Consider the following 17,305-nt stretch of genomic DNA (forward strand, 5'->3'; position numbering starts at 1 on the left):
GTGGATTTTAAACCAATCATTATAATAGATATAGGCTTATAATTGTGCTATATTCAATGGACTTATAGTGAATGTGGTAAAAAACTAATTTGGCATAGGTAGACGCAGCGTTAAAATTTATAAGTTTTTAATGTGATACTAAAAATGGATTGAAAATAAGGAGATAGATACATAATGGAATTTTGGGAATCAAGTTTTATCGAAAAACAAACGATGTGGGGATTTGAACCTACAGAATCTGCAATTTTGACAAAAGATTTTTTTCTTGAAAAGAACGTTAAGAATATATTAGTTCCGGGTATTGGATATGGAAGAAATGCAAAGGTTTTTATCGATAATGGTATAAATGTAACAGGTATTGAAATTTCGAAAACAGCGATCGATTTAGCAAGAGAAAACGGACTAGAAGATGTTAGTATGTATCACGGTTCAGTAAACGAAATGCCTTTTGATAATAAACTGTATGATGGGATATTTAGTCATGCACTTCTTCATTTGTTGAATGAACAGGAAAGAGAGAAATTTATTGAAGATTGTTATAATCAGTTAAAACCAGGCGGATATATGGTTTTTACAACTGTTTCTAAAAAAGCTCCCATGTACGGAAAAGGAAAACAGTTGGATAAAGATTATTATGAGATAATGGAAGGTGTAAAAATGTTCTTTTATGATTCTGAATCTATAAAAAAAGATTTTAATCAATATAGATTAGTAAAAGTTTCGGAAATTGATGAACCAAATAAGAACATGGCAAATAAACCTTCAATCAATTTCTTAATGATAAAATGTAAGAAAGAACGATAACTAAAAGTTATTAAGAATGATTAAAGATGTTTATATATTGATTATGCACAAATAAAAAGGACAAGCATATAATATAAATACCTTTTAACTTTAAGTAACCTTAACTTTCGTTAATAGGGTATCTCAAAATCCCCAAAAGAGCACTTGCGGAAACAAGTGCTCTTTTATTTTTTGTTTCATAAATATTTATAGTTGCAAATTTCGTGCAATAAAAATAAATCTGAGAGAAATAATCATATCTTTATTATACGATTATTTCTGAACTACAAACGATATAGCATTTGTTTTTAATTGAATGTGTCTTTCATTTCGAACAATATCATAAGCTAATTCTTTTATTTCAACTTTTAGTTCTTTCCATTCTTTATAAATGCTTTTTAAAGTACTTATCATTTCTTCGGTTGAAAGATTAATTTCAATTAAAGCTTCTAATTCTTCATTCGTTATTGAATCAATTTCTTGTATGTTAGAGTTAATAATTAAACAATTAATACCGCCGTTTTTTGTACCTCTTTTCATAGAGTGGAGTACATTTTTAAAATCTTCTTCTGATCTGATATGTTCTAAACTTGATACTGCAACGATATAATCATAAGCGTTAGAGTCAATATGATAGTTTTCAATTGCTGCTTCTTCTGTTTTTATAGCCTCGAATACATCATGTTCTTTGCTATAAATTTGTAGCTTTGTTAAAGCGGAATTAAGTAAATCAACACATGTAACGGTGCCGCTAGTATTTTTTATTTTTTTTTGCAATTGGAATGCTATTTCTCCCAACGCCAGAGCCAAGGTCAAGTACTTGCAAGTTGTTTTGTCCGTCAAAGTGGTTCATCAAGTCCATAACCGTTTTAACTGGTTTGAAAAGCCAAGAGCCAGCTTCAAACAGTTTATATTGTTCATAGCAAAGGTCGTGATATTTCTTTTCTTCTTGTCTTATGTAATCGATACGGTTCACATTGTTTCAGCTCCAATATTTTTATTGCAAAATGAATAGGTGGGACAGCCTTTAACATTTGTTTGAATTCGAAAAATACCACCAGCATGTGGATACTCTTTTAATTCGTTATCACTCATTCTTGTTCTGGCTGTTGTAACATATAAATCTGTTAAATTAGGCCCACCAAATGTACATGATGTTACATATAACGCGGGAATTGGAATGCTTAATATTTGTTTTCCAGTAGAGGGATTCCATCTAGTTATTTTTGAACCTCCCCAATGTGCAATCCATAAACAACCTTCTTCGTCAATTGTCATACCATCAGGTAGACCATCATTTTCAGAGAAATTGATTACATCACTTGGATTATGAATGTCTCCAGTACGTATATTATATTGATAGCGAACCACTTTTTTAGTAGGTGTATCTATAAAGTAAAAGTATGTATGATCAGGTGACCAAGCAATTCCATTTGATGTATTTACATGTGAAACTTTTTTCTCTACACTTAAATTATGATGTAAACAATACAAGGAACCTGCAGCATTCATACCGTATGTATCTGTAGAACCTGCCCAGAAACGACCAGCTGGATCACATTTTCCATGATTGAAACGATTTTCTATTAAATGTGGTTCAGGGTCAAAAATATGTGTTAGTTTTTCGGTATTTACATTAATAGAATAAAAGCCTTTTTCCATAGCTAAGAGTAGTACATCCTCTAAATATGGAACAACACAGCCAATTTGTTGATTGAGAGCAATTACTCGGTTCGTATTAGCGGTAGGATTGTATATGCATAATTTTCTCTCCATAATATCAACCCAATATAAAAGTTGCTTTTTTCCATTCCAACATGGTCCTTCAGCTAAACTTGCTTTAGCATCTAAAACTAATTCTATATTACTGAACAAGATGTTCACCTCGCGTTATAAGATATTAATATAATTCGATAAGAATAGAGGTAAACCTTTTAGTCAAAGGATATTAAAATTTATACTGTAGAAAAATGACCTTCTCACAAGTGATTAAAAAAGTGTATAAACAAGGAGAGGAAAATGCATATGATGTTTTATGAGATTGTTTGCTTTTCTTGTAAGAATATATTTCGTGTTTACGAAGGCAGTGAAAAATATAAGCGATTTAAAGAGAAACCAAACGGGGTATATTGTTGTGATGAGTGTAGTCATAAAATTCAATTAGAAGCGATAAAGAATTTTTTTAGGTAATTATATGTTTTTAATTCGGAAAAGTTTGACAATAAAAGTGTTATAAATTATCATATTAAAAAACTAATATTTAAAATGGCATGGAAGAGAAGAGTAGTTAAGAAAGAATACGTACAGAGAGCTCTGGTAGCTGAGAAAGAGCGGTATACATCTTAACGAAAAAAGACTTGGAGCTGCGCAAGGAACTAATTTATTTAGGGATGGTGTGACGGATTCTCCCGTTATAGAGATAGGGTATAAGCATATTTCGCCGTACCTGAAGAGGTTAATATGGTGACATATTAACAAACTGAGGTGGTACCGCGAAGCTAACAACTCTCGTCCTCAAGATGAATAATCTTGGGGGTGGGAGTTTTTTTATTGCATAAAACTGAAAATGCGAAAACAAAAAAATAATCGAGGTGAGTAATATATGCATTGGGCGTATGAAGTAGCACATGAATTAATTAGGAAACATCCAAATAAAGAAACGTTTGTTTGTGCATCAGGAATTAGTCCGTCAGGTTCTGTTCATATTGGGAATTTTCGTGAAATCGTAACGACTTATTTCGTAGTAAGAGCACTTCAAGATTTAGGGAAAAAGACTCGTTTTATATTTTCGTGGGATGATTATGATAGGTTTAGAAAAGTTCCCCAAAATATTGATCCTTCTTTTGCGAAGTATATTGGTATGCCATACTGTGATATTCCAGATCCGTATGGATGTTATAACTCGTATGCGGAGCATTTTGAAAAAGAGTTTGAAAAATCGCTTCAAGCATTTGGAATTGAAGTGGAATTTATTTATCAACATGATGAATATAGAAGCGGAAGGTATAACAAAAATATTTTAGAGGCTTTGTATAAACGAAAAGAAATATATGATATTTTAATGGACTTTAAAACTGGAGAGTGTAGTGAAGAAGAGCGAAACAATTTTTATCCAGCTGCATTATATTGTGAGAGGTGTGGAAAAGATACAACAACTATTACACATTTTGATGAAGTATTAAAAACAGTCCGGTATGAATGTGAATACGGAAATGAAAAAGAATTATCCGTATTAAATACAAATAAAATGAAACTAAACTGGAAAATCGATTGGCCGATGAGATGGATGATAGAGGATGTTATTTTTGAACCGGGTGGAAGAGATCATTCATCAGAAACGGGTAGTTATAATGTATCAAAAGAAATTGCAAGGAAAATATTCAATCGTGAAGCGCCTCATTACGTTGCTTACGATTTCATTGATATTAAAGGAAATCATGAAAAAATGTCTAGCTCTTCAGGGAATAGTATTACACCAAGTAATTTATTGAGAGTGTATATACCAGAAGTAATTCTCTTTATGTTTGCAAAATACAAACCAGGCGCTGCTTTTCATATTGGGTTAGATGAAGATGTGATTCGCAATTATACAGAGTATGAGCGATTGAAAGATAGCTATGAAAATAAAACGCTCAAAAATGAAGATTTATTTGATGCAATTAAAATCTCTAAAGTTGATAGCGAGTTTAAAGAATATCCGAAATTTAATCAAGTAGCAGGAACGTTACCATTATTAAATTTTGATTCTACTATTTTACAGGGGATATTAAAGAAAATAGATAAGAGCTATGCATTAGATGAAATGAGAGCGATAAGTAATCGCGCAGAGTAGTGGATAAGAAACTTTCAATCTGAAAAATTAATTGCGGTAAATCAGGAGAAACATAAAGAGTTTTACTATACATTAGATGAAAGGCAGAAAGAATGGCTAGTAGAAGTTTGTAAAATACTTCGTTCTAATAAAGATTACTCTAACTTAATAGAGCAATTGTATTCGATTTGTCATCACGAAAATAAAAAAATAATGAAAGAAAATCAAAAACAATTATTTATTATTATTTATAAGCTCATTATGAATCAGTCTAGTGGCCCACGTATATCGTTATTAATACATGTGGTGGGCATCGAAAAATTCATCTCATTACTAGATTTCTAAAATAAAGCTAAAAGAAACGCAAGTACTTAGAGGTCTAAGTACTTGCGTTTCAAATTTTGCTAGCGTGAATACATTTTTGGACATTCATCACCACTTGGCTCATAAAAACAATGGCTTTTAAACTGTCCTACAAATGGCTGATTATACCATTCAGGTGGACAAGCTCCAACTGGACGGAAATACCAAAGAGCCCATCGTGCAGGCCAGCGCCATTGACCTTGTAAAACTTTTCGTGCGATTTCTTTTTCTGATTCACGAGCGCGTTGATAAAAATATCCATATTGTACTGCTTCAAATCCGCCGGGGCTTTGATATACAGCGTCTCGTACGGTACGGAGTTGTTTAAAATCTAAGCAATCACAAAATACACGGTTTACTACAACGCATCCAACTAACTCCTCACCTTGGCGACCTTCGCCTTCAGCTTCAGCACGAATTAATCGAGCTAGTAAATCAACATCACTTTCGTTGTATGGAATAAGGGGCATAGTGATACCACCTTTCTGTTATAGTAAAGAGTGTATGTTATAAAACAATCTGCGTGCTTTTTTACATAAAAATAACATTTAATTTTAAGAGGAGCTTGTATAAAAAGAGCTAATTAGTAATAGTAGATAAATATAAAAGGGAGAGGTATTATGTATCGAATTCATAAAGACCATATTATTTACGCGATGTCATCAGAGAATAAACCATGTATGGTGTAGTTTTGAAATAAAGTTGCGATGCTGTATCTCTTTAATCAAAGAATTGTAAATATATGATCAAACTTTTTTATAAAACATAAACCTGCTGGATAAGAAACCATTTGGATTAAACTTTTTTCAAAATGGTTTCTTTTTATTCAACATAGAATACGGTTTAACACAATATTTTTAATCAAACTTTATTTTAAAGCCACACATTGCTTTTTCTTATGGTGAATTTGTTTCTTAGTTATTTCCTGCATTTTATATCATTCACCAATCATGTAATGTTAAGGGAGATGACAAAAGAAAGGAAGGATGTACAAATGAGTTTAGTAAAAAACGGAACATTGCAAGTAATTGGAGCAAGCATCTATTATGAGGTGCGTGGCTCGGGTCCAATTCTTCTTTTGATTCATGGTGGGGGTGGTGATGCCGACAAGTTCCATAATATTGCCGACCATCTTGCTAAATGGTATACCGTTGTTACTTACGATCGTCGTGGTCATTCCCGTAGCAATCTCGTCAATAAAACTGAGGATTACCTTGTGCAAACACATAGTGAAGACGCTCACCGGCTGCTAGCCAATTTGACCAATGAACCGGCTTATATATTCGGAAGTAGTTCTGGTGCTGTCATCGGACTTGATTTGTGTATACGCCATCCTGGGCAGGTACAGTTACTAATCCCACACGAACCGGTTTTATTACAACTTTTACCTGAAAATGAGTTGAAGCAGGCTATAAATTTCATGGAAGACCTTAAAGGGAATCATAAAAGTGAGGTCATGAAGTTATTGTCAAATATCGATGATAGCAATTCCGGACTATCGAAGGATATGCTAACAAAGCGACTACTCGGCAATTCGTTTTATTTCACTGAGTATGAAATCCCGGGAATTCTCAGCTATACTTTAAACATCGATGCATTAAAGCGCTCATTAAAACCTGCATCGATACAGGTACGTCCAGCCGGTGGAAGTATTTCACGAGAATTTTTTCCTTACCATTGCGCATTCAACTTGGCAGAACACCTCGGAACAGAATTCGCAGAGTTTCCAGGAAACCATGTGGGCTATAACACAGTGCATCATAAAGAGTTTGCTGAGAGGTTACACGAAATTCTTGAGAATTAATCCGGAAACGTATCAATCGGTAGTGTATGAGCACACCAAAGAGTTATAAGACACTTCGTAATTTAGGGTTTTGTCTTTATGTCTAAATTATAATACGATGCATGTTGTTCAAGAAAAGGGCGCGTTTGTTGAAGAATAAAGATAGAAAATGACCAAACTTTTTATAGTATAGAAACTTAAATTTGTTAGATAAGAATTCATTTTGATCAATCTTTTTTTCAAAATGAATTCTTCTTGTTTACCATAAATTACGAGTCTGTGAGGTATGTTTAATCAAAGTTTATTTCAAAGCAACATATGGAAGTAGAAATTGGGAGTCGTCTTATATTTGGAACATATGATTGCTTTGAGAATCAAATTGACTCTGAAGATGTTGCGTTTCAAGAATTTGATTGAAACCGAATTAATCCGACGACTGGACCTGTATATATCAGTGGTGCAGAACCTGGTGACATATTAGCTGTAACGATTGAAAAGATAAAAATTGCAGAGCAAGGTGTTTTAACTACAGGGGTGAACCTTGGCGTAATGGGTGAAGATCTACATGAAAATACAATAAAAATCGTCTTAATACATAATGAACATGTTTTGTTTTCAAATGAACTACAAATTCTGATTAATCAAATAATTGGTGTAATTGGTACTGCACCGAAAGAAGAGAGCATTTCATGTGCCACACATCAGCTGCCGGTGATTTAAAAGTTTGTCAAGTTGTGGATCCACTTAAAACGGCACGAATGGAACTAAGTATGGATTATGTGGAGAAGCTAGGTTTTAATTGCAGTAACTTTCATATTAAGTAAGAATAATAGAAGAAGGATACTTTTGTATAAAAGCATCCTTTTTTTAATTTACGGATTTTGTGAAAAGAGGTAGTATTTATTTTATATAAGTATATTTGAGATTGTGGATTAAAAAGGAGTTCAATAATGGTCAAAATTATGATTGTAGAAGACGATATGAAAATTGCAGAACTATTATCAACATATGTTGCGAAATATGGTTATCAAGGAGTTATTGTATCGGACTTTCAAAATGTATTAGACATTTTTTTAGATGAACAACCAGAGTTAGTTTTATTAGATATTAATTTACCGAGTTTTGATGGTTACTTTTGGTGTCGTCAAATTCGTAGTGTTTCTACATGTCCGATACTATTCATTTCGGCTCGTGAAGGTACGATGGATCAAGTTATGGCGTTAGAAAACGGTGGCGATGATTTTATTCCGAAGCCTTTTCATTATGAAGTTGTAGTGGCGAAAATTCGTAGTCATTTAAGACGTGCATATGGAGATTATGCACCGAAACTAGAAGAGCGAATGATTGAGCAACAAGGCCTTTGTTTATATCCTGAAAGACTTGTATTGAAACTTAGAAACGAAGAGATTGATATAACGAGAAACGAAGCTATTTTATTAGAGACATTAATGAAAAATTATCCGCGTGTTGTGAGTAGGGAAGTGTTGTTAAATAAATTATGGGATAGCGAATCTTATGTTGATGATAATACATTAAGTGTAAATACAACACGTGTGCGTAAAAAGTTACAAACGTTACATATAGAAGGTGCGATTGAAACGATTCGTAGTGTTGGATATAGATTGCATATTACTTGGGATACTGGTATAGAAAAATGATAAGGTTGTTTATACGTGATCATATACCACTTATTTGCTTTACTATAATTCAACTACTAGCTATATTTCTCGTATATTGGTTTGATGGGCATAATCATATTACAACGGCGTTATATGCAATGTTTCTAGGTGTTTTCTTTATGGGAAGTTATTTAGTGTTTCGTTATTTTACACATCGTTCTTTTTATGAGCGCTTAGCAAACCCGATGCAATCTTTGGATGAATCTGTTCAAAAATCTGATTTTGCAGCTGTATCGGCTGCTCTTCAAGAACTACTTGAAGTGCAATATCGACATTATCAAAATCAGCTGCAAATGCAAGAGAGAAAAAATAATGACCATTTAACCTTTATGAATCAGTGGATTCATCAAATGAAAACACCGTTATCTGTAATAGAATTAATTACACAGGATGAAGTAGATTCACGTTTTGAAAGTATAAATGAGGAAACTGATCGATTAAAAAAGGGATTAGAAATGGCTCTGTATGTCGCACGTTTAGAAGCATTTACACAAGATTTTTATGTAGAAAGAGTACAACTACATAAAATAGTGAATGATTCGGTACATGAGCATAAACGTTTCTTTATCCGGAATTTTGTATATCCAGAGCTTGAAATTGATAAGGACATTACTGTAGAAAGTGATGCGAAATGGTTACAATTTTTAATCGGACAAATACTATCGAATGCGATTAAATATTCATCAGGTAGTAGAGAGAAAATTAAAGTGAAAGCTTGTAAGGAAGGTAATAATGTTATACTTGAAATTGCTGATAATGGTGTAGGTATACCGAAGCAAGATTTACCAAGAGTATTCAAACCTTTCTTTACAGGAGAAAACGGTAGAGATTTTAAAGAATCAACTGGAATGGGGCTATATCTCGTATATGAAATTACGAAGCAATTAGGACATAGTGTAGAAATCTATTCAGAAGTTGGTAAAGGTACCGTTGTACGTATTATATTTTTTAATGTGTAAAATGACTCAGGCTAAAGAACTTTTGAAATAAGTTTTTTAGCCTTACTTTATATGGATTAAATGAAATGATATACAAGACTGGTATGATTCTAATAAAAGGTCGTGTAAGTATGTGTAATGACACAATAATAAATAAGGCTGTTAAATGAGAGGGATTTAATAATTTATTAATATATAAATAGTTTATTGTAAGAAAAAAGCTCGCCCTTTAAAAGAGCTAGCTTTATGAATTTTAATTAAGTAAACAAACTTAATAATTTATATCCAATTAATCCCAAAATAGTGATAGGAATCATCATTAAGAAAGAAGAAATTCGATGAGCATTAGAGCGTTCTAATACAAGAATCAAGATAATCCCGACTATGACTTCGGTATATCCAACAGGTAACATGTGACTATAGTCTTCAAAATTTAAAAGAATGTGAAGTCCATCCGTTACAAAAACTCCACTAATAAGTGAGCTTCCGAATTTATGAAGTGGATTTGTAGTATCTTTCCATAGAAAACCTGCAATTCCAAAGATAGTTCCTCCTATACATGCACATACAATCCATACAGATATAAAATAAATAGAGTGAGCTATATTTTTAATAACTATTGCATAACCATAGTAGCCTAATACCATTCCGAATAGTGCAAGGATACCAGAAAGTATAGCTGTACGCTTAGAATAACTAAAGCTAGCCACAAAAAAGGATGGAACTAACCAAACGCTTCCTAGATTAGCTAATGAATTCCAATGTCCAGGAAGTATACCTTGCCCCAATTTAGTTAGTATACCAACAATTATCCCTACTATAATCGGGACGAGAAAAATCCTTAAAAACATATTTAACTTTGTGATTTTTAATGTCCTGTCCATAAATTCAATCCTTACATTAATATTTTCTGTAAAAATATAATAGCTTATTACAAGGGAATAATCAATAAAAATTTATCGAAAAACAATAAGTGATTATTGGATAATGAATAACATTTTGTTTTTATACAAAATTTATCCCGCTTTAATGGGCAGTAAGACCCCCACCTCAAAATTCAGCGAAAGCAAAGAAATTAGGTGGGGGTCGGGCTGCCCATTAAAGTCCGATTGGTTCAACTAATAATCAGTGGGGATGAAGAAAACCCCCACTGATTAAAGTTTCACTTTATATAATAGAGAGTGCTTAGAAGTTTACTACTGGGGAAATCTAAAGGACGTATTACAATCAATGTAACTTGTGCTTATTCAACATGAAGTTAAGGAATGATAAATAAACCTAAAAGAAAGCAATCTTTTTAACAGCACATATAATTGCATTTACTCATACAGTACTAGTATGGTACAATATGGTTATTAACGACGGAAAGGAATGATGGGTGGACGATGATTAACTAATCTTATTTTTAAATGTTGAAATTCAATAAATTTCAATTTCTAAAAAATAGGATTAGTCTGCCCAATTTCCATACAACGGTATTGCTATTTATATTGCGCAATAGCTTATTTGGGTATAAATAATGTAATGACTAATCCTGCCAAATTTATTTGGGAGGATTTTTTATTCTCCCTTAATGAAAGGGATCGGTATTTATGAAAGAACTATTAAAATTAAATGATGTTTATGTTGAAATAAAAGAAAATATGTTGTTAGAGAAAATGAATGTGACAGTAAAACAAGGGGATGTTATCGGATTAATCGGTAAAAATGGTGCTGGTAAATCAACGTTACTTCAATTAATAAATGGGAAGATTGAACCTTCAAAAGGTACTGTTGAATGGATGCAAATGAATATGACAACAGCATATGTTGAGCAAGAAATAGAATCTTTTATTAGTAATGATGTAATTGCAAAAGAAGCAGAACTTCTTGCAAAATGGGGCGTGCCAACGAACGATTTTCATACTTTAAGTGGTGGTGAAAAGCTGAAAATTCGATTAGCAAAAGGATTTGCTGAAAATCCTAATGTCTTAATATTAGACGAACCGACAAATCATTTAGATGAGATCAGTACGGGATTTCTCATTAAACAAATAAAAAACATGAAAGGTACAGTTATCGTTGTATCGCATGATCGATATTTTTTAGATGTTGTCGCAACAAAAATATGGTCAATTGAGGACAAAAAATTAATTGAGCATAGTGGTAATTATACGAGCTACATGAAAGCACGTGAGCAAAAAAGAAAGTCGCAGCAGCGTGAATATGAAAAGCAGCAAAAAAAGATAGAACAAGTAGAAACACATATAAAAGAATTGAGTTCATGGTCACAAAAGGCACACGCGCAGTCTACAAAACAAGAAGGTGTGAAAGAATTCTATCGTGTAAAAGCGAAGCGAATGGATGCACAAGTGAAGTCAAAACGAAAACGACTTGAAAAAGAGCTGGAGAAAGCGAAAGTAGAACGTGTGAAAGAAGAGTATTCAGTTGAGTTTTCTATTCAAGCGAACAAAAAAGTAGGAAAACGTTTTTTAGAAGTGAAGCAATTAAAAAAAGACTTTCATGGGAAAGTATTATTTGAAAACGTTAATTTTACAATTCAGCACGGTGAGAAAGTTGCGATTGTTGGACCAAACGGTAGTGGGAAAACAACATTACTGAAGATGATTATGGGAATGGAAACTGCTGAAGGAGAAATATGGATTTCACCATCTGCGAACATCGGCTATTTAACACAAGAAGTTTTTGATTTACCGCTTGATAAAACACCAGAAAATTTATTTTTTAAAGAGACGTTTGAAGAAAGAGGAAAAGTCCAAAATTTAATGAAACATTTAGGGTTCCAAGCTTCTCAATGGAAAGAGCCGATTGAGCATATGAGTATGGGAGAAAGAGTAAAATGTAAGCTAATGGCTTATATTTTAGATGAAAAAGATGTACTCATTTTAGACGAACCGACGAATCACTTGGATCTACCTTCACGTGAACAACTTGAAAATACATTAGCTGAGTATAACGGAACATTAGTAATTGTATCTCACGATCGATATTTTTTGGAGAAAACAACTAACACAAAACTCGTGTTTTCAAACAATACGATACAAAAGCAGCTAGAAGAACCTACGAAAACAAGAGATGATATTGAAGAGCTACGTTTAACGTTAGAAACAGAGAGACAAGAAGTACTAGGGAAATTAAGCTTTTTAACTTCTAACGACAAAGAATATAAAGCACTGGATGAACGGTTTATGGAACTTACGAAGCAGATTAAGGAGCTTTAATGTAAGTAAGGGGGATTAACATGGATGAAGAGAGATTCACTAAGTTATTTAAAATAGATTGTGGAGATATATACCTACAAGAGTTTACGGTCAAAGATGCAGAGAGTATTTATAACATATCCAATCAACCGGAAATAGAAAAATTTTTACCGGACTGGAAATCGATGAAAGAACAAAGGGTTAATTGGGTTGTAAATTATGAAATACCAGAAAATAAAGCGTTTCTTCATGCAGTGAGAACTACGACTAACATAGATGATCACATATTAAGACTAGGAATATTTAAGAAAACCACAAATGAATTTATTGGATGGTGCTGCACAGGTATGAAAGAAGAACTCTCTTCACCAAACAGAGAGATAATGTATGCTATCTCAAATGAACATCAAAATCATGGCTATGCTACAAAAGCGACTAAAGGTTTAATTGACTTTTTGTTTAAAGAAACAAATTTAAATGTCCTTAACGCAATTGCTTTAATTAACAATGTAGCATCAAATAAAGTTATTGAAAAATGCGGGTTTATTTATAAGAGCCAACAGAGGATAGAAAATCAAATATATAATCATTATATATTGAGAAAATCTGAGTGGATAAAAATATAACGTTGGGTAGTAAAAGACCGTTAGCAATCGGTCTTTTACTCATTTATATAATAAAGATTTATTATACATTGTATTTCCTACTACTATACAATTATTATAAGATAGTTATGCGCTAATTTTAGTTTGAAAATAGTTTTATTATCAGTTTTTTTCAGAAAACTTACAAGCGTGTAAGATAAATGAAAGACGAATCAATATGAGCTGTAAGACAATTCATTTACACTCTGTTATGAGACGTGCAAATGAAGGGAGAATATACATGGAAATTTTACATGCAAAAAGTATTAGTAAAGTATATAAAGGGAAAGTACCTTATAAAGCATTAGTTGATATTGATTTATCAATTCAAGAAGGTGAATTTGTAGGGATTATGGGGCCATCTGGTAGTGGAAAAACAACGTTATTAAATATGGTATCTACTATTGATTCTCCATCATCGGGAGAAATTTTAATAAATGGTACAAATCCTTTCCAATTATCATCAGAAGATTTAGCGTTATTCCGCAGAAAACAATTAGGATTTGTTTTTCAATCATTTAATCTTCTTAGCACACTTACTGTAAAAGAAAACATCGTATTGCCGATGACTTTAGATGGTGTTTCCGTGCAAGAAATGAACAAGCGATTGGAAGAGATTGCAGAGAAGTTAAATATTACAGATATCTTGAATAAAAGAACATTTGAAATATCAGGGGGACAAGCTCAAAGAACAGCAATCGCTCGTGCGATCGTTCATAAGCCGCAATTATTACTTGCAGATGAACCAACAGGGAACTTGGACTCTAAATCTTCAAATGATGTAATGGAGATGCTTGATACTCTTAATAAAGAAGAAAAAGCAACGATGATGTTAGTTACACATGATCCGTATGCTGCGAGTTTTTGCAGTAGAGTAGTATTTATTAAAGATGGTCAACTATATAACGAAATTTATTGTGGTGAAAGCAGACAAGCCTTTTATCAAAAGATTATGGATGTTCTTTCTTTGTTAGGAGGGAAAAGGCATGACTTTTCGTCAGTTCGCATTTAATAATATTTTTCGTAATAAGCGTACATATGCTGCCCATTTTTTAAGTAGTACATTTTCTATTATGGTTTTCTTTACGTATGCTCTTTTATTATTTCATCCTGATTTACAAGGGGAATTAAAATCAACAAGTGCAACAATGAGTGCATATGGTACGATGGGATTTACAATTTCGCAAGGTTTGATTTTTGTATTTTCATTTTTCTTTATTTTATATTCAGTTAGTTCATTTTTAAAAACTCGTAAGAAAGAATTTGGCATATTAATGATGCAAGGTATGTCAATGAGACAGTTTAAGAAATTATTATTAATTGAAAATATGTTGATTGGACTTGGTTCAATTTGTATAGGGATTTTCATTGGACTCATATTTTCTAAACTAGTTTTATTGATAAGCGCAAGTGTATTAATGATTAATAATGGTTTGCCTTTTTATACACCAGTGAAGGCTGTATTATTAACAGTTATCACTTTTCTTTTCTTATTTTTCATTGTTTCACTATTTACATTTAAAATGGTAAAAATAACGGAACTTGTCGAACTTATTCGAGCAGAGGAAAAACCAAAACCTGAACCGAAATCTTCAATTTTATTATCACTGCTTTCTTTAATTAGTATAGGATATGGATATTTCTCAGTATTTCGCTTTATTTCAATTTCCAGTTTTACTACACTTGGAATGGGTGTCTTACTAGTAATTATAGGAACGTACTTTTTATATAAACAGTGTAGCGTTTATATATTACATCTTGCTAAAAGGAGAGAATCTTTCTTTTTAAAAAGAACAAATATATTAACGTTTTCTGAATTAATTTACCGTATGAAAGATAATGCAACGATGTTTTTTATTGTATCTATTATTTCAGCAGTTGCATTTACAGCTATTGGTACAACAGCTGCTATTGGTAATAGAAATTTAGTGTGGATGACAAACCCATATACATTTCTGTATGAAAGCTCTGAAAACAACAAATTGGTAGATAAACATCTCTCTATTATAAAAAAACATCTCTTGGATGCAAATATTCCGTATCGAATGGCTTCATCTTCAAGTAAATTTACAGAAAGTAACGTAAATGTATTGAAATTAAGTGAATATAACGAACTTACGAGAGCACTCGGGTACCAACATGAAACGATTGAAAAAGAAGATGAAATTTTACTAATCCCTGGGAGGGTGTCACAAAAGCAAGAATTTAAAAATGGTGACTACAAAAAAAATATTGAAGTCATTCAAGGAGATTGGACAAAGACATTTCGTGTGAAGAAAACTGTAGAGAATTTAGTTTTACCACATGATTCTAGTAGTATTTATATTGCTGTTCAAGATCATGTGTATGATGAAATTCCTCTGACGAGTAATCCAGAGGATGAAGATATTCAACATCGTACTTACGGATTTGTTGTAGATGATTGGATAAGAACGAAAGAGATTTCAAATCAATTAAAAAGTATATTCGATAAAGATCTTAGGGACAGTGATTTCTACTTTGAAGCTTTAACATTAAACTTGTTGGAGGCAAAGCAAAAAAATGGTTTATTACTTATGGCAAGTGTTTTAGTCGGAATCGTTTTCTTTACATTTGCTGCTAGCTTTATTTATTTCCGATTATATACAGATTTGGACCGTGATCAACAACAATATAAAATGATTTCGAAAATGGGATTAAGTAAACAAGAGTTAAAAAAAGTTGTAACGAGACAGTTATTATTAATGTTCTTCTTACCGATTGCTGTTGCGGTGATTCATACTGTAGTAGCGTATACGGCACTGCAACAATTAGTTAGTTTTTCTATTTTAAATAGCTCGATTTTTATTTTAATTTCATTTATATGTATACAAGTTTTATATTTCTTTATTACTCGTTGGCGTTACCTACAAAAGCTTTATAAGACTATGGAGCAATAAAGGATATCAACTAATAAAATTACAGAAAAGCATGTAAAAAATGATATGAATTATGAAAGGAACCGTGATGAAAAGAACTTTAACTATTTTTATGTTAGCTATAATACTTTTAATAAGCTTTAGTTCATGCTCTAAAAAGGATAACTCATTTCCTGCAAACGGTGTATTAATTATTGGAGATGAAAATAATATTTCACCAATTATTAATCGTTATAAGGAAATTACGAAAGAAAATGAAGTGTTTTCTGTGAAAAAAGGTGAAGTTGGAAATGGACATGTATTAATTTTAAATGAATCTACAGCACTAGCACTGATTAAAGAAAAAATTTTTCATAAACGAGGTAATGGCTCCAATTATATTTTAGATACGTTACCAAAATTCCCAAAAGAAGGATCACTATTGTTTACAAATGAAGACGAAAAGAATATGAAAAGTATTAAAATAGAAGGAAATGAGATTCCTGTTACATACGATAGTGACACTTGGATAGGAAACACTCGTAAATATCCAACGCAATCGTATGTGATTGTAGCAAAAAATAGCGTATATAAGGAAATAAAAGCAAATGAAACGAAAATGCACCTTCTTCAATTAAAGAAATCTCTAGGTGATGAAAGACCTAAAATGTCGACAGATAATACAATGGTTAATGAAAATGTCAAAGTAAAAAAGCTAATTAAAGGTTTGGAAGGAGAAGTATCTTTTCAATTTGTAACGATTGGCGAAAAACCTTAAAAAAGAGTTCGGAGTTGATAAAAATTTCATCAGCTTCGAACTCTTTTTAGTTTATAGACAAATCAATTATTATGCTTTACATTACTTCATTTAATCGAGTCTCGTTTGTTTCCTCAATCCCATTTGAATTTTGAACTGAATTATTTTGGGCTTCTTTTTCTTTACGAGCCTTTTGTAGCATTTCAAGGATGATCCATAAGGGAACACCTTTATCCTTTAACATCTTCCATAAATCTAATTCATTAAATTTATGCTCAGGCTGTTTCATTTCTTTTTCAGATAAACGAATATCAAACTTGATAGGATCACTTATTTTCTTACTTTCAAGTTTAGTAGAAGAGATAGTATTATGCTCAAGATTAGATGGAGTTATTTTAGTAGGTTGAGACAATGTATGAATATTTGATCCGATTTGCATGATTTTTCCTCCTTTTCAAGCAATGAGATTAG

At 32.1% G+C, this 17,305-nt stretch carries 16 protein-coding genes, 2 pseudogenes and 1 other annotated feature; of the genes and pseudogenes, 12 read left to right on the forward strand and 6 right to left on the reverse strand.

Annotated features, from left to right (window positions below):
* Positions 1-174 precede the first annotated feature (174 nt).
* On the forward strand, positions 175-804 hold the full coding sequence (locus tag V7S45_RS12415; RefSeq protein ID WP_000397611.1) for a class I SAM-dependent methyltransferase: 630 nt from the start codon (positions 175-177) through the stop codon (positions 802-804).
* Positions 805-1,056: 252 nt separating this feature from the next.
* Here the strand turns inward: V7S45_RS12415 and V7S45_RS12420 are convergent, their stop codons facing one another.
* From V7S45_RS12420 to V7S45_RS12430, 3 genes are read right to left on the reverse strand one after another with little or no spacing between them, the layout of a single operon-like run.
* Positions 1,057-1,626, reverse strand: coding sequence for a class I SAM-dependent methyltransferase (locus V7S45_RS12420; protein ID WP_342761853.1), 570 nt, complete (start codon positions 1,624-1,626; stop codon positions 1,057-1,059).
* Positions 1,535-1,759 (reverse strand): methyltransferase, encoded by a 225-nt coding sequence (locus V7S45_RS12425; protein ID WP_342761854.1) that lies wholly within the window; start codon positions 1,757-1,759, stop codon positions 1,535-1,537. The genes V7S45_RS12420 and V7S45_RS12425 overlap by 92 nt, the downstream gene beginning before the upstream one ends.
* Positions 1,756-2,658 (reverse strand): SMP-30/gluconolactonase/LRE family protein, encoded by a 903-nt coding sequence (locus tag V7S45_RS12430; RefSeq protein WP_088344656.1) that lies wholly within the window; start codon positions 2,656-2,658, stop codon positions 1,756-1,758. Before V7S45_RS12430 ends, V7S45_RS12425 begins: the two co-directional genes overlap by 4 nt.
* A gap of 144 nt (positions 2,659-2,802) precedes the next feature.
* Here V7S45_RS12430 and V7S45_RS12435 point away from each other — a divergent pair, with 144 nt between their 5' ends.
* The gene (locus V7S45_RS12435) at positions 2,803-2,973 is read left to right on the forward strand and encodes a DUF2197 domain-containing protein (protein ID WP_000551048.1); all 171 of its coding nucleotides are present in this window, start codon (positions 2,803-2,805) and stop codon (positions 2,971-2,973) included.
* 72 nt (positions 2,974-3,045) lie between these two features.
* Positions 3,046-3,302: a binding site (T-box leader), on the forward strand.
* 83 nt (positions 3,303-3,385) lie between these two features.
* A pseudogene (gene lysS, locus V7S45_RS12440) lies at positions 3,386-4,939 on the forward strand (lysine--tRNA ligase).
* Between the two features lie 59 nt (positions 4,940-4,998).
* Here lysS and V7S45_RS12445 read toward each other — a convergent pair.
* Positions 4,999-5,427, reverse strand: a complete 429-nt coding sequence (locus tag V7S45_RS12445) for a cell wall hydrolase (protein ID WP_001128402.1) — start codon at positions 5,425-5,427, stop codon at positions 4,999-5,001.
* Between the two features lie 524 nt (positions 5,428-5,951).
* Between V7S45_RS12445 and V7S45_RS12450 the strand changes: the two genes are divergently transcribed.
* The 4 genes and pseudogenes from V7S45_RS12450 to V7S45_RS12465 all read left to right on the forward strand — a co-directional run bounded on the left by V7S45_RS12450 (position 5,952) and on the right by V7S45_RS12465 (position 9,378).
* Entirely contained in the window at positions 5,952-6,761 is an 810-nt protein-coding gene (locus V7S45_RS12450; protein ID WP_088344660.1) for an alpha/beta hydrolase, read from the forward strand.
* 297 nt (positions 6,762-7,058) lie between these two features.
* Positions 7,059-7,564 (forward strand): annotated as a pseudogene (locus V7S45_RS12455) (acetamidase/formamidase family protein).
* A gap of 126 nt (positions 7,565-7,690) precedes the next feature.
* On the forward strand, positions 7,691-8,398 hold the full coding sequence (locus V7S45_RS12460; protein WP_000239008.1) for a response regulator transcription factor: 708 nt from the start codon (positions 7,691-7,693) through the stop codon (positions 8,396-8,398).
* Positions 8,395-9,378 carry a sensor histidine kinase gene (locus V7S45_RS12465; RefSeq protein WP_002183605.1) on the forward strand — a complete coding sequence of 328 codons (984 nt, stop codon included), beginning with the start codon at positions 8,395-8,397 and terminating at the stop codon, positions 9,376-9,378. Before V7S45_RS12460 ends, V7S45_RS12465 begins: the two co-directional genes overlap by 4 nt.
* Positions 9,379-9,614: 236 nt before the next feature.
* On the opposite strand, the gene V7S45_RS12470 is transcribed toward V7S45_RS12465, so the two are convergent.
* Complete coding sequence (locus V7S45_RS12470; RefSeq protein ID WP_025689175.1) at positions 9,615-10,241, reverse strand: DUF6518 family protein; 627 nt, start codon at positions 10,239-10,241, stop codon at positions 9,615-9,617.
* Between the two features lie 708 nt (positions 10,242-10,949).
* On the opposite strand from V7S45_RS12470, the gene abc-f reads away from it, so the two are divergent.
* The 5 genes from abc-f (at position 10,950) to V7S45_RS12495 (ending at position 16,855) form a co-directional block, all read left to right on the forward strand.
* Entirely contained in the window at positions 10,950-12,578 is a 1,629-nt protein-coding gene (gene abc-f / locus V7S45_RS12475; protein ID WP_342761855.1) for a ribosomal protection-like ABC-F family protein, read from the forward strand.
* 20 nt (positions 12,579-12,598) lie between these two features.
* The gene (locus V7S45_RS12480; protein WP_000343078.1) at positions 12,599-13,183 is read left to right on the forward strand and encodes a GNAT family N-acetyltransferase; all 585 of its coding nucleotides are present in this window, start codon (positions 12,599-12,601) and stop codon (positions 13,181-13,183) included.
* Between the two features lie 259 nt (positions 13,184-13,442).
* Positions 13,443-14,213, forward strand: coding sequence for an ABC transporter ATP-binding protein (locus V7S45_RS12485; protein WP_000404284.1), 771 nt, complete (start codon positions 13,443-13,445; stop codon positions 14,211-14,213).
* Positions 14,188-16,119 carry an ABC transporter permease gene (locus V7S45_RS12490; protein ID WP_342761856.1) on the forward strand — a complete coding sequence of 644 codons (1,932 nt, stop codon included), beginning with the start codon at positions 14,188-14,190 and terminating at the stop codon, positions 16,117-16,119. Before V7S45_RS12485 ends, V7S45_RS12490 begins: the two co-directional genes overlap by 26 nt.
* Before the next feature lie 67 nt (positions 16,120-16,186).
* A complete protein-coding gene (locus V7S45_RS12495; RefSeq protein ID WP_000831672.1) occupies positions 16,187-16,855 on the forward strand; it encodes a lipoprotein BA_5634 family protein in 669 nt (222 codons plus the stop codon).
* Between the two features lie 76 nt (positions 16,856-16,931).
* On the opposite strand, the gene V7S45_RS12500 is transcribed toward V7S45_RS12495, so the two are convergent.
* Complete coding sequence (locus V7S45_RS12500) at positions 16,932-17,273, reverse strand: DUF3914 domain-containing protein (RefSeq protein WP_001165495.1); 342 nt, start codon at positions 17,271-17,273, stop codon at positions 16,932-16,934.
* Positions 17,274-17,305: the final 32 nt, after the last annotated feature.

It is taken from the genome of Bacillus sp. BR3(2024) (genome assembly GCF_039134555.1).
GTDB classification, from domain to species: domain Bacteria; phylum Bacillota; class Bacilli; order Bacillales; family Bacillaceae_G; genus Bacillus_A; species Bacillus_A cereus.

Bases quoted from the DNA above. Each gene is read 5' to 3' on its own strand.
- V7S45_RS12415 (WP_000397611.1), top strand. From the start codon at position 175: ATGGAATTTTGGGAATCAAGTTTTATCGAAAAACAAACGATGTGGGGA.
- V7S45_RS12435 (WP_000551048.1), top strand. From the start codon at position 2,803: ATGCATATGATGTTTTATGAGATTGTTTGCTTTTCTTGTAAGAATATA.
- V7S45_RS12445 (WP_001128402.1), bottom strand. From the start codon at position 5,427: ATGCCCCTTATTCCATACAACGAAAGTGATGTTGATTTACTAGCTCGA.
- V7S45_RS12450 (WP_088344660.1), top strand. From the start codon at position 5,952: ATGAGTTTAGTAAAAAACGGAACATTGCAAGTAATTGGAGCAAGCATC.
- V7S45_RS12460 (WP_000239008.1), top strand. From the start codon at position 7,691: ATGGTCAAAATTATGATTGTAGAAGACGATATGAAAATTGCAGAACTA.
- V7S45_RS12465 (WP_002183605.1), top strand. From the start codon at position 8,395: ATGATAAGGTTGTTTATACGTGATCATATACCACTTATTTGCTTTACT.
- V7S45_RS12470 (WP_025689175.1), bottom strand. From the start codon at position 10,241: ATGGACAGGACATTAAAAATCACAAAGTTAAATATGTTTTTAAGGATT.
- abc-f (WP_342761855.1), top strand. From the start codon at position 10,950: ATGAAAGAACTATTAAAATTAAATGATGTTTATGTTGAAATAAAAGAA.
- V7S45_RS12480 (WP_000343078.1), top strand. From the start codon at position 12,599: ATGGATGAAGAGAGATTCACTAAGTTATTTAAAATAGATTGTGGAGAT.
- V7S45_RS12485 (WP_000404284.1), top strand. From the start codon at position 13,443: ATGGAAATTTTACATGCAAAAAGTATTAGTAAAGTATATAAAGGGAAA.
- V7S45_RS12490 (WP_342761856.1), top strand. From the start codon at position 14,188: ATGACTTTTCGTCAGTTCGCATTTAATAATATTTTTCGTAATAAGCGT.
- V7S45_RS12495 (WP_000831672.1), top strand. From the start codon at position 16,187: ATGAAAAGAACTTTAACTATTTTTATGTTAGCTATAATACTTTTAATA.
- V7S45_RS12500 (WP_001165495.1), bottom strand. From the start codon at position 17,273: ATGCAAATCGGATCAAATATTCATACATTGTCTCAACCTACTAAAATA.